Origin of the sequence: Brachybacterium sp., assembly GCF_052095815.1 — a bacterium.
In the GTDB taxonomy this organism is placed as follows: domain Bacteria; phylum Actinomycetota; class Actinomycetes; order Actinomycetales; family Dermabacteraceae; genus Brachybacterium.
This window is the reverse complement of record NZ_JBQDLF010000010.1, coordinates 17,116-38,057: the sequence shown is the minus strand read 5'-3', so window position 1 is coordinate 38,057 and position 20,942 is coordinate 17,116. Positions and strand designations below refer to the sequence as shown.

At 69.6% G+C, this 20,942-nt stretch carries 17 protein-coding genes; 13 read left to right on the top strand and 4 right to left on the bottom strand.

Going from position 1 to position 20,942, the window contains the following annotated elements; all coding sequences use genetic code 11:
- Positions 1–2 precede the first annotated feature (2 nt).
- From uvrC to secG, 8 genes are all read left to right on the top strand, one after another.
- Positions 3–1,940: an excinuclease ABC subunit UvrC gene (gene uvrC / locus ACTH43_RS06190; RefSeq protein WP_441444051.1), complete on the top strand. Its 1,938-nt coding sequence runs from the start codon at positions 3–5 to the stop codon at positions 1,938–1,940.
- 44 nt (positions 1,941–1,984) lie between these two features.
- The gene (gene rapZ, locus ACTH43_RS06185) at positions 1,985–2,881 is read left to right on the top strand and encodes an RNase adapter RapZ (protein WP_441444050.1); all 897 of its coding nucleotides are present in this window, start codon (positions 1,985–1,987) and stop codon (positions 2,879–2,881) included.
- A complete protein-coding gene (locus tag ACTH43_RS06180; RefSeq protein WP_441444049.1) occupies positions 2,878–3,993 on the top strand; it encodes a gluconeogenesis factor YvcK family protein in 1,116 nt (371 codons plus the stop codon). The genes rapZ and ACTH43_RS06180 overlap by 4 nt, the downstream gene beginning before the upstream one ends.
- On the top strand, positions 3,977–4,975 hold the full coding sequence (whiA, locus tag ACTH43_RS06175; RefSeq protein WP_441444048.1) for a DNA-binding protein WhiA: 999 nt from the start codon (positions 3,977–3,979) through the stop codon (positions 4,973–4,975). Before ACTH43_RS06180 ends, whiA begins: the two co-directional genes overlap by 17 nt.
- Before the next feature lie 110 nt (positions 4,976–5,085).
- Positions 5,086–6,090, top strand: a complete 1,005-nt coding sequence (gene gap, locus ACTH43_RS06170; protein WP_299303401.1) for a type I glyceraldehyde-3-phosphate dehydrogenase — start codon at positions 5,086–5,088, stop codon at positions 6,088–6,090.
- Between the two features lie 145 nt (positions 6,091–6,235).
- Positions 6,236–7,438, top strand: a complete 1,203-nt coding sequence (locus ACTH43_RS06165) for a phosphoglycerate kinase (protein WP_441444047.1) — start codon at positions 6,236–6,238, stop codon at positions 7,436–7,438.
- Positions 7,435–8,208: a triose-phosphate isomerase gene (gene tpiA, locus ACTH43_RS06160; protein ID WP_441444046.1), complete on the top strand. Its 774-nt coding sequence runs from the start codon at positions 7,435–7,437 to the stop codon at positions 8,206–8,208. The genes ACTH43_RS06165 and tpiA overlap by 4 nt, the downstream gene beginning before the upstream one ends.
- A 198-nt stretch (positions 8,209–8,406) precedes the next feature.
- Positions 8,407–8,649: a preprotein translocase subunit SecG gene (gene secG / locus ACTH43_RS06155; protein WP_441444115.1), complete on the top strand. Its 243-nt coding sequence runs from the start codon at positions 8,407–8,409 to the stop codon at positions 8,647–8,649.
- Between the two features lie 104 nt (positions 8,650–8,753).
- Here secG and pgl read toward each other — a convergent pair whose 3' ends face one another.
- The 4 genes from pgl to tkt all read right to left on the bottom strand — a co-directional run bounded on the left by pgl (position 8,754) and on the right by tkt (position 15,529).
- Positions 8,754–10,472, bottom strand: coding sequence for a 6-phosphogluconolactonase (gene pgl / locus ACTH43_RS06150; RefSeq protein WP_441444045.1), 1,719 nt, complete (start codon positions 10,470–10,472; stop codon positions 8,754–8,756).
- Positions 10,469–12,022 carry a glucose-6-phosphate dehydrogenase gene (gene zwf, locus ACTH43_RS06145; protein ID WP_441444044.1) on the bottom strand — a complete coding sequence of 518 codons (1,554 nt, stop codon included), beginning with the start codon at positions 12,020–12,022 and terminating at the stop codon, positions 10,469–10,471. The genes pgl and zwf overlap by 4 nt, the downstream gene beginning before the upstream one ends.
- 72 nt (positions 12,023–12,094) lie before the next feature.
- Positions 12,095–13,204 (bottom strand): transaldolase, encoded by a 1,110-nt coding sequence (gene tal, locus ACTH43_RS06140; protein ID WP_441444043.1) that lies wholly within the window; start codon positions 13,202–13,204, stop codon positions 12,095–12,097.
- Positions 13,205–13,432: 228 nt separating this feature from the next.
- Positions 13,433–15,529 (bottom strand): transketolase, encoded by a 2,097-nt coding sequence (tkt, locus tag ACTH43_RS06135; protein WP_441444042.1) that lies wholly within the window; start codon positions 15,527–15,529, stop codon positions 13,433–13,435.
- A 362-nt stretch (positions 15,530–15,891) separates the two neighbouring features.
- Here tkt and ACTH43_RS06130 point away from each other — a divergent pair, with 362 nt between their 5' ends.
- The 5 genes from ACTH43_RS06130 to ACTH43_RS06110 all read left to right on the top strand — a co-directional run bounded on the left by ACTH43_RS06130 (position 15,892) and on the right by ACTH43_RS06110 (position 20,926).
- On the top strand, positions 15,892–16,842 hold the full coding sequence (locus tag ACTH43_RS06130; protein WP_441444041.1) for a heme o synthase: 951 nt from the start codon (positions 15,892–15,894) through the stop codon (positions 16,840–16,842).
- Positions 16,839–17,861 (top strand): site-specific tyrosine recombinase XerD, encoded by a 1,023-nt coding sequence (locus ACTH43_RS06125; protein ID WP_441444040.1) that lies wholly within the window; start codon positions 16,839–16,841, stop codon positions 17,859–17,861. Before ACTH43_RS06130 ends, ACTH43_RS06125 begins: the two co-directional genes overlap by 4 nt.
- 178 nt (positions 17,862–18,039) lie before the next feature.
- Complete coding sequence (locus ACTH43_RS06120) at positions 18,040–18,912, top strand: ParA family protein (RefSeq protein ID WP_441444039.1); 873 nt, start codon at positions 18,040–18,042, stop codon at positions 18,910–18,912.
- Positions 18,912–19,820 carry a pseudouridine synthase gene (locus ACTH43_RS06115; RefSeq protein WP_441444038.1) on the top strand — a complete coding sequence of 303 codons (909 nt, stop codon included), beginning with the start codon at positions 18,912–18,914 and terminating at the stop codon, positions 19,818–19,820. The genes ACTH43_RS06120 and ACTH43_RS06115 overlap by 1 nt, the downstream gene beginning before the upstream one ends.
- Positions 19,820–20,926: a prephenate dehydrogenase gene (locus ACTH43_RS06110; protein WP_441444037.1), complete on the top strand. Its 1,107-nt coding sequence runs from the start codon at positions 19,820–19,822 to the stop codon at positions 20,924–20,926. Before ACTH43_RS06115 ends, ACTH43_RS06110 begins: the two co-directional genes overlap by 1 nt.
- Positions 20,927–20,942 lie beyond the last annotated feature (16 nt).

Below are 20,942 nucleotides of genomic sequence, written 5' to 3'. Positions count from 1 at the left end.
CCGTGGCAGATCCGGCGACCTACCGTCCCGCCACCGGGACCATCCCGACCCGGCCCGGGGTGTACCGCTTCCGGGACGAGCACGGCCGGGTCATCTATGTGGGCAAGGCGAAGAACCTCCGCCAGCGCCTGGTCAACTACTTCCAGGATCTCGCGGTCCTCCACGAACGCACCCGGCGGATGGTCACCACCGCCGCGAGCGTCGAATGGACCGTGGTGGGCACCGAGGTGGAGGCGCTCACCCTCGAGTACACCTGGATCAAGGAGTTCGACCCGCGTTTCAACGTCAAGTTCCGCGACGACAAGTCCTACCCGTACCTGGTGATCACGATGGGGGAGCAGGTGCCCCGGGTGCACATCACCCGTCGGCCCCGCGCCAAGGGTGACCGCACCTTCGGGCCCTACCCGCAGGTGGGCGCGATCCGCGAGACCCTCGACCTGATGCTGCGGGTCTTCCCGATCCGGTCCTGCACCGCAGGGGTGTATCGCCGCGCCGAGCGCGCCGGGCGGCCCTGCCTGCTGGGCTTCATCGGCAAATGCGCCGCCCCCTGCGTCGGAGACATCTCCGAGGACGAGCACCGCCGCCTCGCCGAGCAGTTCGCGGACTTCATGGCCGGCAACACCTCGAAGTACACCCGCCGCATCGAGCAGCAGATGAAGGGCGCCGCCGCGGCGATGGACTATGAGACCGCCGCGAGCCTGCGCGACGACCTCAAGGCGCTGAACAAGGTCATGGAGAAGAACTCCGTGGTGCTCTCCGACGCCACCGACGCGGACCTCGTGGGCCTCGCGCAGGACGAGCTCGAAGCCTCCGTGCAGGTCTTCCATGTGCGCGGCGGCAGGATCCGCGGCCAGCGCGGCTGGACCGCGGAGATTCTCGACGAATCCACCGGGCCCGACCTCATCGAGCGCGCGCTGACCACCCTGTACGCCGAGAGCCCGGCACCCAAGGAGGTGCTGGTCCCGATCCTGCCCCGGAACCGCGAGCAGGTGCTCGAGCTGATGGGCCCGCGAACTGACCTGCGGGTCCCGCAGCGCGGCGAGAAGAAGGACCTGCTGCTCACCGTCGGCGAGAACGCGACCGAGGCGCTGCGGCTGCACCGTCTGAAGCGCACCGGCGATCTCACCGCCCGCACCAAGGCGCTCGAGGACCTGGGGGAGGCGCTCGACCTCGCCGAGCCGCCGCTGCGGATCGAGTGCTTTGACATCTCCCATTCCCATGGCACCAACGTGGTCGGGTCCCAGGTGGTCTTCGAGGACGGCCTGCCCAAGAAGAGCGAGTACCGCCGCTACGCCGTCAGCGGCGAGGCAGCCCGCGACGACACCGCCTCCATGTACGACGTCATCTCCCGGCGGCTCAAGCACCACCTGGACCCGCCCGAGCCGGCAGAGGAGGAGCAGGGACGGTACCGGCGCTTCGCCTACCCGCCCTCGCTGATCCTGGTCGACGGCGGCCCGCCCCAGGTCGCCGCCGCCCAGCGTGCCTTCGACGACCTCGGCATCACCGACATCGCCCTGGCCGGCATCGCCAAGCGGCTCGAAGAGATCTGGCTGCCCGGGGACGACTACCCGGTGATCCTGCCGCGCACCAGCGAAGCGCTCTTCCTGGTCCAGCGCCTGCGTGACGAGGCGCACCGCTTCGCGATCACCTACCACCGATCCAAGCGCGGTCGCGCCATGCAGGCCAGCGCCCTGGACGGCATCCCCGGGCTCGGCCCCGCCCGTCGACGGGCGCTCCTGGATCGCTTCGTGACCGTCTCCGCGATCCGTGCGGCGAGCGAGGAGGAGCTGGCTCGGGTCAACGGGATCGGACCCGCGTTGGCCGCGCAGATCGCGCTCGCGCTACGATCCGACCAGGGGGACCAGGCGCAGGCAGTCCTCGAGGACGGCGAGCTCGCTGTCACCGTGGACATGGCGACCGGCGAGATCCTCGACCGCTGACCAGCTGCACCCACCCCCTGTCCCCGACCCCGGAAGGAGCGCTCGTGACCGAGGAGCCCGTACTGACCCCCACCACTGACACCCGGGGTGACGTCGTCATCATCACCGGCCTCGCCGGTGCCGGGAGGGAGACCGCCGCCCACGCCCTGGAGGACATGGGCTGGTACGTCGTCTACAACATCGCGCCGCAGCTGATCGGGACGCTATATGAGCTGCGCGCCACCGCCGTGGGCCGCGAGAACCGCTTCGCCGTGGTCGTCGACCCCCGCTCCGGCCCCTTCTTCAGCGAGCTCTCCGATGTGGTCGCCGATCTGCGCAAGGCCGATCTGCGCCTGCGCCTGGTGTTCCTCACCGCCGACGAATCCACGCTCGTGCGTCGCTTCGACTCGGTGCGCCGTCCCCACCCGCTGCAGGGGGAGGAGGGCGTGCTGGAGGGAATCCGCCGGGAGCGCGAGATGCTCGCCCCCTACCGGCGGATGGCAGACCTGGTCATCGACACCTCCCCCCTGAACGTGCACCAGCTCACGATGAAGATGCGCACCGTCTTCGGCACCAGCGAGGAGCAGCAGCTCACCGTGACGATGCTCTCCTTCGGCTTCAAGTACGGGATCCCGCTCGAAGCCGATCACGTCAGCGACGTCCGGTTCATCCCCAACCCCTACTGGGTCCCTGAGCTCCGACCGAAGCGGGGCACCGACCCCGAGGTGGCGGATTTCGTCCTGAAGGACGCCAACGCGCAGGAGTTCGTGGACCGCTACCTCGAGATGATCCGTCCGGTGCTGCGTGGCTACGGCGCCGAGAACAAGCACTTCACCACGCTCGCGATCGGCTGCACCGGCGGCAAGCACCGCTCGGTCGCGGTCTCGGAGAAGATCGGCGAGGAGCTGCGCCGCAGCGGCCACGCCGTACGGATCCGCCACCGCGATCTGGGGCGCGAATGAGCATCGCACCGCGCGCCCGGGGATCTCGCCTCCGGGGCGCGGATCGCTCCGCCAGTGCGCGGCGGGGTCGGCGCGGCGATCCGCAGCGCCCGTTGCGGGTGGTCGCTCTCGGCGGCGGTCACGGCCTGGCCGCGAACCTGCGCGCCCTGCGGCTGTTGGCCGATGACATCACCGCCGTGGTGACCGTCGCCGACAACGGCGGCTCCTCCGGACGGATCCGGACCGAGATGCCGGTGCTGCCCCCCGGGGACCTGCGGATGGCGCTCGCGGCGCTCTGCGAGGACTCCGACTGGGGCTCCATCTGGGGCGATGTGATCCAGCACCGCTTCGCGACCGATGGCGAGCTCGACGGGCACGCCCTGGGCAACCTCCTGATCGTCGCGCTGTGGCAGATCCTCGAGGACCCGGTCGAGGCGCTCGATCAGATGGCAGAGCTGCTCGGCGCCAGAGGACGGGTGCTGCCGATGGCCCTGGACCCCCTCGATATCGAGGCCCAGGTGCGCGGCGCCGACGGCACTCTGCGCACGGTCTCCGGTCAGTGGCAGGTCGCGACCGCGGAGGGAAGGGTCGAGGACATCCGGCTGATCCCCGAGCGGCCACGGGTCCCGCAGGACGTGATCGACGCGCTGGGCCGCGCAGACTGGATCGTCGTCGGCCCCGGCTCCTGGTACACCTCCGTGCTGCCTCATCTGATGATCCCCGAGATCGCCGAGGCGATCCGCACCAGCCCCGCCCGGCGCTGCATCACCACCAACCTCTCGGTGGGGTCGCAGGAGGCAGAGGGCATGACCAGCCTGGACATGCTCGATGTGCTCCTGGAACGAGCCCAGGGGTGCCGCTTCGATGCGCTGCTGGCGGATCCCACTACCCTCGAGGACGCCCTCGAGCTGGCGGAGGCGGCCCAGGCCCGCGGGATCCGCACCCTGCTGCGCCAGGTGAGCGTGGGGGACGGTACACCGCACCATGACCCGGTGCGGCTCGCCGCCGCGTACCGTGATCTCTTCGACGACGCCTACGGCGATGTCGAGCCCGACCATGAGGGCACCGAGCACCGCATCACGGGGGCACAGCCCCCCACCATCGAGGAGGACTTGCATGGCTCTGACGGGTGAGGCGAAGGAGGAGCTGAGCCACCTCGAGGTGAGCCGGCCCTCCGCCCGCAAGGCAGAGGCTGCAGCGATGCTCCGCTTCGCCGGCGGATTGCACCTGGTTGCCGGGAAGGTGGTGGTCGAGGCGGAGCTGGATTCCGCCGCGGTCGCCCGGCGTCTGCACGGGATCATCGCCGACATGTACGGCCACCGGGCCGAGCTCGCGGTCCTGGCCCCCTCCGGCATCCGCCGCACCACTCGCTACATCGTGCGGGTCGAACGCGAGGGCGGCATGCTCGCGCGGCAGACCGGCCTGCTCGATGCCCGCGGCCGACCGGTGCGGGGGATGCCCCCCTTCGTGGTCGGCGGGGCGACGGTCGACGCGGAGGCCGCCTGGCGCGGAGCCTTCCTGGCCCGGGGGATGCTCACCGAGCCGGGACGCTCCTCAGCGCTGGAGCTGTCCTGCCCGGGCCCCGAGGTCGCGCTCGCGATGGTCGGGGCCGCCCGCCGGCTGGGCGTCGCCTCCAAGGCGCGCGAGGCACGAGGGACCGATCGCGTGGTGCTGCGGGACGGAGACGCGATCTCCATGCTGCTGACCCGCATGGGGGCGCACGAGACCGTCAAGAGCTGGGAGGAGCGCCGCACCAAGCGAGAGGTCAAGGCGACCGCGCATCGACTGGCGAACTTCGACGACGCGAATCTGCGCCGCTCCGCCCGCGCGGCGGTCGCTGCCGGGCAGCGGGTGCAGCGGGCGCTGGAGATCCTCGGTGATGAGGTCCCCGAGCATCTGCAGGCGGCGGGCCAGCTTCGCCTCGAGCACCGTCAGGCGAGCCTCGAGGAGCTCGGCCGTCTGGCGGATCCGCCCCTCACCAAGGACGCCGTGGCCGGGCGGATCCGGCGCCTGCTCGCCACTGCGGACAAGCGCGCGGAGGATCTGGGCATGCCCGGAACCGACCACGGAGTGGACGAGGACCGATTACCCCCGTCACCGGACCCAGGACGTTGATAAGATCGTCGTGGTCGTCGGTCACTTCCGGCGCCGTCCGAGCGTACAAGGGCGTGCGCACCATGTCAGTACCGGAATTTCGCAGTTCTCTGCGAATCTAGGAGGAACCCTTGACCATCAAGGTTGGAATCAACGGATTCGGCCGCATCGGCCGTAACTTCCTGCGCGCCGCACTCGAGCAGAAGGCCGACATCCAGATCGTCGGTGTGAACGACCTCACTAACAACGCCGCGCTCGCGAATCTCATCAAGTACGACTCGATCGGTGGCGTGCTGCCCTACGACGTCTCGTACGACGACGACTCGATCACCGTCGGGGAGAACACCATCAAGGCGTTCGCCGAGCGCGATCCCAAGAACATCCCGTGGGGCGAGATCGGTGCGGACGTCGTCATCGAGTCCACCGGCATCTTCACCGACGCCGAGAAGGCCAAGGCCCACATCGAGGCCGGCGCCAAGAAGGTCATCATCTCGGCCCCCGGCAAGAACGAGGACGGCACCTTCGTCATCGGTGTGAACGAGGGCGACTACGACCCCGCGAACCACCACATCATCTCCAACGCGTCCTGCACGACCAACAGCCTCGCCCCCGTGGCCAAGGTGCTGAACGACGAGTTCGGGATCGTCAAGGGTCTGATGACCACCGTCCACGCCTACACCTCGGACCAGGTGCTGCAGGACGGCCCCCACTCGGACCCCCGCCGTGCACGTGCGGCCGCGCTGAACATCGTCCCGACCACCACCGGTGCGGCCAAGGCCGTGGCGCTGGTGCTGCCGGAGCTCAAGGGCAAGCTGGACGGCTACTCGCTGCGCGTTCCGGTCCCCACCGGCTCGATCACCGACCTCACCTTCGAGGCATCGCGCGAGGTCTCCGTCGAGGAGATCAACGCCGCCATCAAGAAGGCTGCAGAGGGCCCGCTGAAGGGGATCCTGCGCTACACCGAGGATCCGATCGTCTCCAAGGACATCGAGGGCGATCCGCACTCCTCGATCTTCGACAGCCAGCTCACCAAGGTGAACGGCAACCTGGTGAAGGTCTTCACCTGGTACGACAACGAGTGGGGCTTCTCCAACCGCCTCGTCGAGCTCTCGCAGCTCGTGGGCAAGTCCCTCTGATCCACCGGTCGTCGTACTGACGACCCGGATCACCCCGGAGCCCACCGGTCACCACCCCGAAGGGTCGGTGGCCGGTGGGCTCCGGTCGTCTCACGAGTCCGCGCCGAGCGATGGCGCGTTCGCCCGAACCTGAAGGAGCACCATCGTGCTGAAGACCATCGACTCGCTCGGAGAGCTGCGCGGCAAGCGCGTGCTCGTCCGGGCTGATCTGAACGTCCCGCTGGACGGGACCACCATCACCGATGACGGTCGCATCCGCGCCGCCCTGCCCACCCTCACCCGGCTGGTCGAAGCCGGTGCACGGGTCGCCGTGATCTCCCACCTCGGCCGCCCCAAAGGCGCACCGGAGGACAAGTACTCCCTGAAGCCGGTCGTGGGCCGTCTCGGCGAGCTGCTGGGCCAGGACGTCGCCTTCGCGACGGACACCGTCGGCAGCTCCGCGCAGGAGGTCGTGGCCGGGCTTGAGGATGGCCAGGTGGCCGTGCTCGAAAACCTGCGGTTCAACCCGGGGGAGACCTCGAAGGACGAGTCGGAGCGGCTCGCCTTCGCCGAGCAGCTCGCCGCCCTCGGTGATGCCTTCGTCTCCGACGGCTTCGGCGTCGTCCACCGCAAGCAGGCCTCCGTGTACGAGCTCGCCACCCTGCTGCCCTCGGCCGCCGGTGAGCTGGTGCTGCGTGAGGTGGAGTCCCTGCGCAAGGTCACCGATTCTCCGGAGCGCCCCTTCGTGGTGGTGCTCGGCGGTGCGAAGATCGCCGACAAGCTCGGAGTCATCGACAGCCTGCTGGGCAAGGCCGATCGCATCCTGATCGGCGGCGGCATGGCCTACACCTTCCAGAAGGCGCAGGGCTACGAGGTCGGCAAGTCGCTGCTCGACGAGAGCAAGCTCGACGTGGTGCGCGAGTACCTCGAGCGCGCCGAGAAGAACGGTGTCGAGCTGGTCCTGCCCGTCGACACGGTGGTGGCACCCGAGTTCTCCGCCGACGCGCCCGCGACGGTGGTCCCCTCCTCCGAGATCCCCTCGGATCAGGAGGGCATGGACATCGGCCCGGAGACGGCGAAGCTGTTCGGCGAGAAGATCGCCGATGCAGCGACCGTGTTCTGGAACGGCCCGATGGGTGTCTTCGAGTTCGAGAGCTTCGCCAAGGGCACCTCGAGCGTCGCGGATGTGCTCTCGAAGGCTCCCGGCTATACCGTGGTCGGCGGTGGCGACTCCGCCGCCGCGGTCCGCATCCTCGGATTCGACGAATCCCTCTACTCGCACATCTCCACCGGCGGCGGCGCGAGCCTCGAGCTCATCGAGGGCAAGGACCTGCCGGGCATCTCAATCCTCGAGGAGGACTCCAAGTGACGACCCGTACCCCGCTGATGGCGGGCAACTGGAAGATGAATCTCGACTGGAAGCAGGGCCTGTCCCTGGTCGAGGAGCTGGGAGAACAGCTCAAGGGTCTCGACACCTCGGTCGTCGAGACCGTCGTGCTCCCCCCGTTCGTGGACCTGCGCACCGTGCAGGTCGCCGTGGACGCCGGCAAGCTGCCGATCGCCTACGGCGCGCAGGACATCTCCGAGCACGAGTCCGGTGCCTACACCGGCGAGGTCTCGGGGCAGATGCTGAAGACCCTGGGCTGCACCTATGTCGCCGTCGGCCACTCGGAGCGTCGCCAGTACCACGGCGAGGACGAGCAGGTCACGAACGCTAAGGTTCGGGCAGCCTTCGCCGCGGGGCTCACCCCGATCCTGTGCGTCGGAGAGCCGCTCGAGGAGCGCAAGGCCGGGAACCATGTCCCGTTCACCCTCGCGCAGCTCACGGGCGGCATCGAGGGTCTGACCGCCGAGCAGGCGGCGAAGATCGTCATCGCCTATGAGCCCGTGTGGGCGATCGGCACCGGCGAGGTGGCCAGTGCAGACGACGCGCAGGAGGTCTGCCAGGCGATCCGCGAGGCGCTGCGCGAGCTGCACGGCGATGTCGTCGCCGACGCGGTCCGCGTCCTCTACGGCGGCAGCGTGAAGTCGTCCAACGTGGTCGAGCTGATGGGCAAGGCCGATGTCGATGGCGCCCTCGTCGGCGGAGCCTCGCTCAAGGCCGAGGAGTTCGCCAAGATCGCGGGCTTCCAGGGCTGAGCGACGTACTGCGAGCTTGCGAGCGGTAGAAGCTCAGCAGGTTCAGCGCAGGCTGAGCGACGTACTGCGAGCTTGCGAGCGGTAGAAGCTCAGCAGGCGAGAGCCTTGCCACGCGGGCCGGACCCAGTATGGGTCCGGCCCGTGCCGTATGCTGGATCAGTCCGTCGTACCCCGTGGAAGGTGCCTGCACTCGTGGATCTGCCCCTGCTGAAGCTCATCCTTCAGGTCATGCTGGCCGTCCTCGGTCTGCTCACGATCATGTTCGTCCTGCTGCATAAGGGACGTGGCGGCGGGCTCTCCGATATGTTCGGCGGCGGTGTCTCCTCCAATGCGAGCGCCTCTGGGGTGGCCGAGCGCAATCTCAACCGCCTCACGGTGGGTGTCGCGGTCAGCTGGGGCGTGTGCGCAGTCGGCCTGGGCATCGTGGAGAAGCTGCTCTGAGCCTTCGCCTCCGGTCTCTTAAAGGCCGCTGAGTCGTATGAGAAGGGCCGGTCACCATGGTGGTGACCGGCCCTTCTCGCGTTCTCAGCGTCCCGTGGGACTGCTCATTGCGGCAGCTGCCCGGCGGCGGCGGCGTCGAGGAACCAGGTCGTCGACTCCAGGCCGCGCACTGCCGAGGCAGGGACTTCCCAGGGGTTGATGTCCTGGTGACCGTCGCGCACCGCGCCGGCCTTCTCCTCGCCGGCGACCAGCAGTGCCACATGGCGGGAGGAGTTCAGCACCGGCCACGTCAGCGAGATCCGCTCCGAGGGCGGCTTCGGCGAGTCGGTGACCCCGATCGCGCTCGCTGCCACCTGTCGCTGATCCGGATGCTCGGGGAACAGCGAGGCGATATGACCGTCAGGTCCCACGCCCAGCATCACCACATCGAAGAACGCCCGGCCGCGGGTGCGGAACGGCTGATCGCCGCCCATCTGGTCCAGCTGCTGCCCGTACCAGGCGGCGGCGTCGTCCAGTGACATGCCGTCCGCGGGGGAGGGCATCACATGGATGTTGCGGGCCGGAAGCCCGGACTCGGCCTGGAGCGGCGCGAGCAGCGAGTCACGCACCGCCATCTCGTTGCGATCCTCGGAGTCCGAGGCCACGAAGCGTTCGTCGCCCCACCACAGGTGCAGGCGGCTCGCATCGACCCCTGCGGCGTCCAGCGCTGCGGGCAGCGCAGCGGCGGTCTTGGTGCCGACCGTCCCGCCGGTGAGCACCAGGTGCGCGAGCGGACGCTCCTCGAGGGCGGCTGCGAGCTGCTTCGCGGTGTGCTCTGCGGCAGCGGCCGCGACCCCGTCCGCGTCGGGCAGCACCTGGTCGACGGGATCGGGCTTGCCCCCGGCGAAGGTGGCGGTGTCATCGATGCTGCTGTACGTGGTGGCGAGCACCTCGCCGTAGACCTCGTCGGGGTCCAGTCGGCGCAGCTCCTCGGTGATGAGCTCAGCGAGCGTGCGGCGCGGCATGGTGACGTGCTGTCCGGTGTCGTCACCGGGGAGCTTCATCACGATCGAGGCGTCATCGACCCGGGTGAGGTCGATGGTGCCGTCCTGGCGGACCAGACGGACGCTGTGCACACCCGCATAGTCGACGTCGCCGCCGTTGGGGGGCAGCACCTCCGCCTCGACCCCGAGGGCGTGCTCGAGCCAGCCGGCCATGAGCACCACCGAGGGGTTGTCGACCGTGCCGGCGACCTCCACCTTGGTGGGGGTCGAGATCGGCGGGACCTCGTAGGCGCTCGCGACCAGTCCGCGCCAGCGGGTCAGCCGCGCCCAGGCGAAGTCGGAGTCGCCGCTGGCGTAGCCGCGGCGCAGCCGCTTGAGGGTCCCCAGCGGGTCCTGGCAGGCGGCGGAGTCGGTGATGCGACGCTGGGACATCGAACCCAGCACGTCATGGATGGGGGAGGAGGGAGCATTCTCCGGCCACCAGGTCACGATCGGGGCATCGGGGAGCAGCAGCGCCATCACCAGGGTGTCCAGCGACCACAGCACGTCCCCGCGGGCACGCAGGATCACGATCTCCCCGGCGCCGGCGTCACGGCCCACCCGGATCTCCGCGTCCAGGCCGGAGTTCTCAGCCTCCGGCTCCGCATCGACCACGATCACCCGGGCAGGATGCTCGTGGCTGGCGGCGATGGCCGCCTCGAGCGGCTCCTCGACATCGCCGGTGGCGACGATGATCAGGGTGAGGACCCGGCCGATGGTGTTCGCGCCGAACGTCTCCCGCATCTCGATCATCTGCTTGTTGATCGCCGATGCGGTGGTGTCGGTCAGGGTGGTGATCACGGTCGCCTCCAGGTACGCCCGTCGAGGGCGAGCATCTCGTGCGCGGTATCGGGGCCCCAGGTGCCGGGGCGGTAAGGAGCGGGGTCGAGGTTCTGGGCCCAGAACTCGGTGATGGGGTCGAGGATCTTCCAGGAGAGCTCGACCTCCTTCTGCCGCGGGAACAGCGGCGGGTCCCCGAGCAGCATGTCCAGGATCAGCCGCTCGTACGCCTCCGGTGACTCCTCGGTGAAGTTCATGCCGTAGGCGAAGTCCATGGTCACGTCCCGCACCTCCATCTGGGTGCCGGGGACCTTCGAGCCGAAGCGCATGGTGACGCCCTCATCGGGCTGGACCCTGATGACGATCGCGTTCTGACCCAGATCCGCGGTGTCCGTGGAGCGGAACGGCAGGAACGGGGCACGCTTGAAGACGACTGCGATCTCGGTGACGCGGCGGCCCAGCCGTTTGCCTGCACGGAGGTAGAAGGGGACACCGGCCCAGCGGCGGGTGGCGATGTCCAGGCGCATCGCGGCGAAGGTCTCGGTGGTGGAATCGGCGGGGATGCCGTCCTCCTCGAGATAGGGACGCACCTGCTCGCCTCCCTGCCAGCCGCCCACGTACTGGCCGCGAGCGGTGTGCGCCGCCAGATCCTCCGGCAGCTCGACGGCGGCGAGGACCTTCTCCTTCTCGGCACGCAGATCGGAGGCGCGGAAGGTGACGGGCTCCTCCATCGCCGTCAGCGCGAGCAGCTGCAGCAGGTGGTTCTGGATCACGTCTCGGGCGGTGCCGATGCCGTCGTAGTACCCGGCACGGGAACCGATGCCGATGTCCTCGGCCATCGTGATCTGCACGTGGTCGACATAATTCGCGTTCCAGATCGGCTCGAACATCTGGTTCGCGAAGCGCAGCGCCAGGATGTTCTGGACCGTCTCCTTGCCCAGGTAGTGATCGATGCGGAAGACGTCCTCGGGACGGAACGCCTTCTCCACCACGTCGTTGAGCTCGCGGGCGGAGGCGAGGTCGTGCCCGAAGGGCTTCTCGATGACGACTCGGCGCCAGGAACCGTCGCGGGGGGTGTTGAGCCCCGAGTCCGCGAGCTGGCCGCAGACCTGCGGGAAGGCGTCCGGCGGGATCGAGAGGTAGAAGGCGTGGTTACCGCCGGTGCCGCGAGTGCGATCGAGCTCGCCGACCACCTCGGTCAGCTTCTCGAAGGCGGCGCTGTCATCGAAGGTGCCGGTGACGAAGCGGAGCCCGCCGCGGAGCTGCTCGAAGACGCTCTCGTCGAAGCCGGTGCGGGAGTGCTCGGAGACGCTCTTGCGGACGTAGTCGGCGAAGTCGTCATCGGACCACTCCCGACGACCGAAGCCGACCAGCCCGAAGCTGGGCGGCAGCAGGCCACGATGGGTGAGGTCATAGATGGCGGGCAGCAGCTTCTTGCGGGCGAGGTCGCCGGTGACGCCGAACATCACCATCGAACTGGGCCCGGCGATGAGCGGGAGACGGCGGTCGCGGGGATCGCGCAGCGGATTCGGCGCGTCAGCCCCGGCAGGGGGAGTGGAGGAGTCGGTCACGTTCGTCCTTTCTAGGACACGGAGCAGAGGAGCACGGCCCGCCCATGATGCGGGACCGTGCTCCTCGAAGAGTCAGGCGCGGGCGGACTCGACGGAGGCGGACACCGTGGCCAGGAGCTCGTTCCAGGCCTTCTCGAACTTCTCGACGCCCTCGCGCTCGAGCAGTGCGAAGACCTCGACCAGGTCGACCCCGGCGCCGGCGACGCGCTCGAGCGTCGCGACGCCCGCGACAGCGGCCTCGGCGGACAGCGGAGCCTTCAGCTCCGAATGGTCCGCGGCGGCCTCGAGGGTCTTCTCCGGCATGGTGTTGACGGAGGGATCCGCGACCAGGTTGTCGACGTACAGGGTATCGGCGTAGTCGGGGTTCTTCACGCCGGTGGATGCCCACAGCGCCCGCTGGACGTTCGCACCCTTGAGCGCGGTGAAGCGCTCAGAGCCGAAGGCTTCGAGGTAGGTGCCGAAGGCGGCCTGTGCGTTCGCGACGCCGGCCTGGCCGCGCAGAGCGGTCGCCTCCTCGGTTCCCAGGGCCTCGAGCCGCGCGTCGATCTCCGAGTCCACGCGGGAGACGAAGAAGGAGGCGACAGAGTGGATCTTCGCGAGATCCTTGCCCGCTGCCGCGGCCTGCTCGAGACCGGTGAGGTAGGCCTCGATCACGGCCTGATAGCGCTCGACAGAGAAGATCAGGGTGACGTTGACGCTGATGCCCTCGGCGATCACTGCGGTGATGGCCGGCAGGCCGGCCTCGGTGGCGGGGATCTTGATCATCACGTTCTCGCGGCCGACGACCTCGAAGAGGTGCTTGGCCTGCTCGATCGTCTTCTCGGTCTCGTGGGCGAGGCGGGGATCGACCTCGATGCTCACGCGGCCGTCGAAGCCGTGCGAGGACGCGTAGATGTCGGCGAAGAGATCGGCGGCGCTGCGCACGTCATCGGTGGTGAGCACCTCGACGATGGCGTCGACGTCCTTGCCCTCCGCCGCGAGGCGGGCGATGTCTGCGTCGTACTCCGAGCGGCCGGAGATCGCAGCCTGGAAGATCGACGGGTTCGTGGTCACGCCGACGATGTTGCGGCTGTCGATGAGCTCCTGGAGGTTCCCGGAGGACATCCGCTGACGCGAGAGATCGTCGAGCCAGATCGAGACTCCGGCATCGGAGAGGGCCTGGGTGTTGGTGTTCTGAGCCATGGTGTTCCTTCCGGGCGCTGTGCGCCCTGTGTCGAACTGGTGTCGCCCGGTGCAACGGTCTCAAGCGCCGGATCCTTCCCCGAGGTGAGGGAGGGAACCTCTGGGTCCGCGGTCGGCGGCGGGACGGGCGGAGGGAGAGAGGGGAGAGGAGAGGAGGAAAGAGGATGGGGAGGGGAGGGGAGGGGAAGAGGAGCGGGGCGGGACCCGGAGGCCCCGCCCCGCGGAGGATCAGGCCCCGGCTGCGGCGAGGGAGTCCTTCGCCGCTGCGACCACGGCCTCGGCGGTGAAGCCGAACTCCTTGAAGAGAGTGCCCGCATCGGCCGATGCACCGTAGTGCTCGAGCGAGACTGCACGCCCATGGGTGCCCAGGAAGCGGTACCAGGGCATCGCGATGCCGGCCTCGACGCTCACGCGTGCGGTGACCGACGCCGGGAGCACAGACTCCTTGTACTCCTCGTCCTGCTCGTCGAACCACTCGACGGACGGCATCGAGACCAGACGGGCGGGGATGCCCGCCGCCTCGAGCTGGGTCTGCGCCTCCGCGGCGTACTGCAGCTCGGAGCCGGTGCCGATGAGGATCACCTGCGGCTCCGCCGAGGCCTCCTTCATGATGTAGCCGCCCTTGACGAGGTTCTCCGCGCCCGCGTACTCGCTGCGGTCGAAGGTCGGCATCGCCTGCCGGGAGAGGATCAGGCCGACGGGGCCGTGATCCCGCTCGAGCAGCGCCTTCCAGGCCTGCGCGGTCTCATTCGCATCCGCGGGGCGCACGATCGACAGGTTCGGGATCGCGCGGTACGCGGCCAGGTGCTCGACCGGCTGGTGGGTGGGGCCGTCCTCGCCCAGACCGATGGAGTCATGGGTCCACACGTACGTCGCGGGGACCTTCATGAGCGAGGCGAGGCGCACCGCGCCGCGCATGTAGTCGGAGAACTGGAAGAAGGTGCCGCCGTACGGGCGGGTGAGCCCGTGCAGCGAGATCCCCGAGAGGATCGCGCCCATCCCGTGCTCGCGGATGCCGAAGTGCAGCGTGCGGCCGTACTTGTCACCGGCGAACTCGGAGGAGCTGAGCTCCTCGGGGAGGAAGGACGGCTCGCCCTTCATCGTGGTGTTGTTCGAGCCGGCGAGGTCGGCGGAGCCGCCCCACAGCTCAGGCATGACCGGTGCGAGGGCCTCGAGGACCTTGCCGGAGGCGGCGCGGGTGGCGAGGCCCTTGGCGTCGGCCTCGAAGCTCGGGAACGCCTCGGCGAAGCCCTCGGGCAGCTCACGTGCCTGGAGCCGGTCCAGCAGAGCGGCCTTCTCCGCGTTCGCGGAGCGCCACGCCTGGTAGCCCTTGTCCCACTCTGCCTTCGCAGAGACCGCGCGCTCAGCGAGGGCGCGGGTGTGGGCGAGGACATCCTCGTCGACCTGGAACTGCTGCTCCGGGTCCAGGCCCACGGCCTTCTTCAGGCCTGCGACGCCCTCGGCGCCGAGCTTCGCGCCATGCACCGAGTGGCTGCCGGCCAGCTCGGGGATCGGCCAGCCGATGACGGTGCGCAGTCGGAGGAAGGTCGGCTTGTCGGTGACCTTCTGAGCTTCGAGGATCTCGGCCTTCAGGGCCGCGACGTCTTCGAGGTACTCGGTTCCGCCCTGGGTCCAGTCCACGGTCCGCACGTCCCAGCCGTAGGCCTCGTAGCGCGCGGCGGTGTCCTCGGTGAAGGCGATCGAGGTGTCACCCTCGATGGAGATCTCGTTGTCGTCCCACAGGACGATGAGGTTGCCGAGCTGCTGGGTGCCGGCGATGGAGCTGGCCTCGCTGCTGACACCTTCCTGGAGGTCGCCGTCGGAGGCGATCACATAGGTGAAGTGGTCGAAGGGGCTGGTGCCCTCAGCGGCCTCGGGGTCCAGCAGGCCGCGCTCGCGGCGCTGCGCCATCGCGAAGCCGACCGCCGAGGAGATGCCCTGGCCCAGCGGACCGGTGGTGATCTCCACGCCTGAGGTGACGAAGTTCTCCGGGTGGCCCGGGGTCTTCGAGCCCCAGGTGCGCAGCTCCTCGAGGTCCTTCTTCTCGAGGCCGAAGCCGCCGAGGAAGAGCTGGATGTACTGCGTGAGGCTGGAGTGACCGGCCGAGAGCACGAAGCGGTCGCGGCCCAGCCACGACGGATCCTTCGGATCGTGCCGCATCACGTCCTGGTAGAGCAGGTAGGCGGCCGGAGCGAGGCTCACAGCGGTGCCCGGGTGCCCATTGCCGACCTTCTCGACCGCATCAGCGGCGAGGACGCGCGCGGTGTCGACCGCACGCTTGTCGAGTTCGGTCCAGCCCTCGGGGGCCTTGAAGTTCTCCGTCATTATCGGGTGCTTCCTTTCGCCGGTGTGCAGCCGCTCGGCCGCGTGGATCGACAGGCCTCGGCGGGCGGTCCCGGCAGCACGTCCTGCGACGTGCGGGTTCCCTGTGCGAGGCGACAGCGTCCAGCTTAGTCGGGCGGGGTCCATGACGCTCGTCCGTCCAGCCTGTTGCCGAGCGTGTCCCAGCGGCTTCGCACACGATCCTCCGCGGTCGCGGTCGCGCCTCCCGGCCGGGGCGCACGGCGGACCGGGCGACACGGTGCGGGTTCTCACCTCTGGCACTGGTGCCGCCCGGAGGGGCCACCGCCTAGACTGTGGGGGTTCACGCGGCTGCCTTGCCGCGCTCAGAGGAAGGACGGTGGGCGGTGACCGCCACCCAGGGAGCTTCGGTCCAGCATGCACGCCGGGGAGGTGGACGGGCCCCGCAGTCCGCGCGCTCCGTGATCCGCAGCTATGTGGCGCTGACCAAGCCGCGCATCATCGAGCTGCTGCTGATCACCACGATCCCCACGATGTTCCTCGCCGCAGGCGGGTTCCCCTCGCCGTGGCTGATCCTGAACACCATGATCGGCGGGTACCTCGCTGCGGGCGGGGCCAACGCTCTGAACATGTACCTCGAGCGCGACATCGACGCGAAGATGAAGCGCACCCGCAACCGACCGATCCCGTCCGGCGCAGTCTCGCCGCGCGCCGCCCTGATCTTCGGCATCACGATCTCGATCGTCTCCGCGCTCTGGCTGGGCCTGCTCGTGAACTGGGCCTCGGCCGCGCTCGCGGTCGGTGCGATCCTGCTCTACGTCGTCTTCTACACGATGATCCTCAAGCGCCGCACCAGCCAGAACATCGTCTGGGGCGGGATCGCCGGGTGCATGCCGGTGCTGATCGGCTGGGCCGCCGTGACCGGCACGGTGTCCTGGACCGCAGTGCTGCTGTTCCTGGTGATCTTCTTCTGGACCCCGCCGCACTACTGGCCGCTGGCGGAGAAGTTCGCCGCGGACTACGCCAATGCCGGCGTGCCGATGCTCCCGGTGGTCGCCTCGAAGACGACCGTGGCCCGTCAGATGATCATGCACACCGCTCTGATGATCGCCTCGAGCCTTGCGATCATCCCGCTGGGATCGACCGGCTGGGTGTACGGCGTCGCCGCGGTCGCCTCCGGACTGTGGTTCGGCTACCTCGTGATCCGCTACGCACTGCGCGTGCGCCGTGGTCTCACCGGCAAGGCCCTGAGCCCGATGACCGTCTTCCACGGCTCGATCACCTATCTCACCGTGCTCTTCGTCGCCCTCGCGATCGATCCCTTCGTCACCCTGTGACCACCGGCGGTCCGGGACCCGACGGGGAGCCGGAACCCGCTGGCGAGCCGGAACCCGCCGGCGAGCAGATCCTGCGTCCCGCTGACCGTCGGACCCTCGAGCAGTATCTGAGCCACCTGCGCATCGAGCGCGGGCTCTCCTCGAACACCCTGGACGCCTACCGCCGCGACCTCACCCGCTATCTGGCCGACCTGGCCCGGCGGGACGTGGATCCCACGGCCGCGGATCCGCAGCAGTTGGGGGCCTGGCTGCAGTCCGTGCGCACCGGTGCCGACGGCGGAAGCCCGCTCTCCGCCGCCTCCGCTGCCCGTTCCCTGGCCGCGGTCAGAGGGCTGCACTCGTTCCTCGACGCCGAACGCGTCTCCACCACCGGCGATCCCTCGCGCCTGGTCCCGTCTCCGACGCTGCCCAAACGGCTTCCGCACCCGCTCAGCATCGACCAGGTCGAAACGCTCATCGATGCCGCCGGCCGCCCCGGCACCGGGCGGGACGCCACCGAGCGGGCGCTGCGCGATCGCGCGCTGCTCGAGGTGCTCTACGGGCTGGGTGCCCGGATCTCAGAGGCGACCGGACTGGATGTGGACGACATCGATCCCCAGGAACGGGCCGCGGTGCTGCGCGGCAAGGGCGACAAGCACCGGGTGCTCCCGGTGGGCCGTTTCGCGCTGGCGGCGCTCGAGGCGTACCTGACCCGCGGCCGTCCCACGCTCGCGGCGCGGGGGAGCGGCTCCCCGGCGGTGTTCCTGGGCTCCCGTGGGACCCGGCTCACCCGGCAGGCCGCCTGGCAGGTGGTGCGGCGCGCGGCGGAGGAGGCCGAGCTGATGGATCTGGCGGAGCCGATCAGCCCTCACACCCTGCGCCATTCGTATGCCACCCACCTGCTGCACGGCGGCGCAGATGTGCGCAGCGTGCAGGAGCTGCTGGGACATGCCTCCGTCACCACCACGCAGCTGTACACGCAGGTCACCGTCGACACCCTGCGCGAGACCCACGCCTCCGCCCACCCCCGGGCTCAGTGAGGGGCTTAGACTTGTCCGGCGCGACGTCCCTGCCGGGCCCGATCCCTCGGGGACGACCTGTGCGGGACGCGGACGGCATGGTGCAGCCGTCGTTCCCCGGACCACGCTCGGATCAGTTCCGAACGGTCACGGATCGTTCCGCACCACCAGACCACGACGCCGACGACAGGACACCGACGTGAGCCCGACCTCCTCCCAGCAGCTGGACATCGATCTCGGCCCGACCGGCCGACCGATGCCGGAGCTCCCGGAGCCGGCCCCGCTCGACTCCCATGGGCCGGCACGCATCATCTCGATGGTGAATCAGAAGGGTGGGGTGGGGAAGACCACCAGCGTGATCAACCTCGGGGCGGCCCTGGCCGAGCTCGGGCGCAAGGTGCTCCTGGTGGACCTGGACCCGCAGGGTGCGCTCAGCGCCGGTACCGGGGTGAACCCCTACGACCTCGACGTGACCGTGTACAACCTGCTGATGGAGCGTGGCCATGACGTGCACGACGTGATCCAGGAGACCTCGACCGAGAACCTCGACGTGCTCCCGGCCAACATCGACCTCTCCGCCGCCGAGGTCACCCTGGTCAACGAGGTGGCCCGCGAGATGGCCCTGGCACGCGTGCTGCGCCCGGTGGCGGATGAGTACGACGTCATCATCATCGACTGCCAGCCGTCGCTGGGCCTGCTGACCGTGAACGCACTGGCGGCGAGCCATGGCGTGATCATCCCGCTCGAGGCGGAGTACTTCGCCCTGCGCGGCGTGGCCCTGCTGGTGGAGACGATCGAGAAGGTGCAGGACCGGATCAACCCCCGGCTCGAGCTCGACGGCATCCTGATCACCATGTTCGACCCCCGCACCCTTCATTCACGCGAGGTGTGCCAGCGGGTGGTCGGCGCCTTCCCGGACAAGGTCTTCCACACCACGATCAACCGCACCGTGAAGTTCCCCGACGCCTCGGTGGCGGCCGAGCCGATCATCTCCTTCGCCTCCTCCACCAAGGGCGCTGACGCGTACCGCCAGCTCGCCAGGGAGCTCATCTCCCGCGGTTCGGCGGCCTGATGGCCGCCGATCGGCGCGGCGGGCAGCGCCCCGGTTCCTCGGGCCGCTCCAGCAGCCAGCCTCAGCGACGTCGCAGCGCCTTCACGCCGCCCAAGCGGGTGCGGCTGCGCGACGAGGCGGGCACCCCGGTGGCGCCGGCCAAGGATCCGGACGGCCTCGCCCCCGAGCCCCATCGCGAAGAGGGCGAGAGGCTGCAGAAGGTCCTGGCCCGAGCCGGTTTCGGCTCCCGCCGGGCCTGCGAGACCCTGATCTCCACCGGTCGCGTGCGGATCGACGGGGTCATCGTCCAGGAACAGGGAGTGCGGATCGATCCCACCACCCAGGTGGTGCATGTCGACGGTCGCCGGCTCCAGCTGGACCAGACGAAGCTGACGCTGGTGCTGAACAAGCCGCGCCACGTGGTCTCCGCGATGAGCGATCCGGAAGGCCGGCGCAACCTCGCCGAGTTCACCGCCGGCCACTCCCAGCGGCTCTATCACGTGGGCCGGCTCGATTACGAGACCGAGGGCCTGCTGCTGCTGACCAATGACGGCGAGCTCGCCCACCGCCTGACCCACCCCAGCTTCGAGGTCGAGAAGACCTACGTGTGCCGCTTCGAGGCACCGGGCGGCGCTCCCCGGGGCCTGGTGAAGTCCCTGCGCGAGGGAATCGAGCTCGAGGACGGTCCGGCCCGTGCCGACCGGGCCCGGGTGCTCGCCCAGGACGGTCATGAAGCGGTGGTCGAGGTGACCCTGCATGAGGGGCGCAACCGCATCGTGCGGCGCATGTTCGCCGCGCTGGGATTCGAGCTGACCGCGCTGGTCCGCACCCGGATCGGCCCGGTGCTGCTCGGCGATCTCGACTCGGGCAGCACCCGGGAGCTGACGGGCCGTGAACTCGGCACCCTGATGGCCGAGGTCGGGCTGTGATGTCGCTGGTGCCCTCTCCGGTCCGGATCATCGGCACCGGGCTGATCGGCGGCTCGCTGGGCATGGCGCTCGGCGCCGCGGGAGCCAGCGTGCAGGTCGAGGACGTCTCCCCGGGCACCACGGCGCTCGCGGTCGAGCTGGGGGTGGGGCATGTCGCCGACCCCGCCGGGCCCGACCCGCGGCTCGTGGTCATCGCAGCCCCACCCGACGCGACCGCCCAGCTGGTCGTCCAGGCCCTGCGCACCTGGCCGCAGGCACTGGTCACCGATGTGGCCAGCGTCAAGGGGATCGTCCTCGAGGGCATCACCCAGGCGGTCGAGCCCGAGGAGCTCACCCGATACATCGGGGCCCATCCGATGGCCGGACGTGAAGTCTCCGGCGTGATCTCGGCCCGTGGCGATCTGTTCCGCGGGCGACCCTTCGTGGTCGTGCCCCACCCGAGCACCCGCCCCGAAGCGATCAGCCTCCTCCAGGGCATCGCCACCGCAATCGGCTCGGTGCCGGTGGTGATGGGCGCCGACGAGCACGACACCGCAGTGGCTCACGTCTCGCATGTGCCGCAGGTGCTCTCGAGCCTGCTGGCGACCACGCTGCTGGAACCGGGGGAGACGGCCCTGGGACTGTCCGGGCAGGGTCTGCGCGACTCCACTCGCATCGCCGACTCCGACCCGAGGCTGTGGGTCGAGATCCTCGGCGCCAACGCTGAGGCGGTCAGCGAGGTGCTCGACGGGGTGCGCGGCCGGCTGGACGAGATCCTGGCCGCCCTCGCCACGATGACCGGGGACCCGGACCCCGCCGTCGGCTCCCGCCGCGCCCTCGCAGAGCTCATCGCCGACGGGAATCGCGGGGTGCGGCGCATCCCCGGCAAGCACGGCGGAGCCTCCGACTCCTTCTCGACCGTGACGGTGCTGGTGCCGGACCGTCCCGGCGAGCTCGGTCGGCTGTTCACCGAGATGGGGGAGATCGGGGTCAACCTCGAGGACTTCCACCTCGAGCACAACTACGGGCGCCAGGTGGGCCTCGGACACCTCTCCGTGGACGCCTCCCGTGAGGAGCTGCTCACCCGAGAGCTCTCCGCACGCGGTTGGACCGTCGCGGAGTCCTGAACGCCCCGTATCCTTG

What these genes read in the sequence shown, in the direction of transcription:
- ACTH43_RS06180 (WP_441444049.1), top strand. Translation starts at nt 2,878, where the DNA reads ATGAGCATCGCACCGCGCGCCCGGGGATCTCGCCTCCGGGGCGCGGAT.
- whiA (WP_441444048.1), top strand. Translation starts at nt 3,977, where the DNA reads ATGGCTCTGACGGGTGAGGCGAAGGAGGAGCTGAGCCACCTCGAGGTG.
- tal (WP_441444043.1), bottom strand. Translation starts at nt 13,204, where the DNA reads ATGGCTCAGAACACCAACACCCAGGCCCTCTCCGATGCCGGAGTCTCG.
- tkt (WP_441444042.1), bottom strand. Translation starts at nt 15,529, where the DNA reads ATGACGGAGAACTTCAAGGCCCCCGAGGGCTGGACCGAACTCGACAAG.
- ACTH43_RS06115 (WP_441444038.1), top strand. Translation starts at nt 18,912, where the DNA reads ATGGCCGCCGATCGGCGCGGCGGGCAGCGCCCCGGTTCCTCGGGCCGC.
- ACTH43_RS06110 (WP_441444037.1), top strand. Translation starts at nt 19,820, where the DNA reads ATGTCGCTGGTGCCCTCTCCGGTCCGGATCATCGGCACCGGGCTGATC.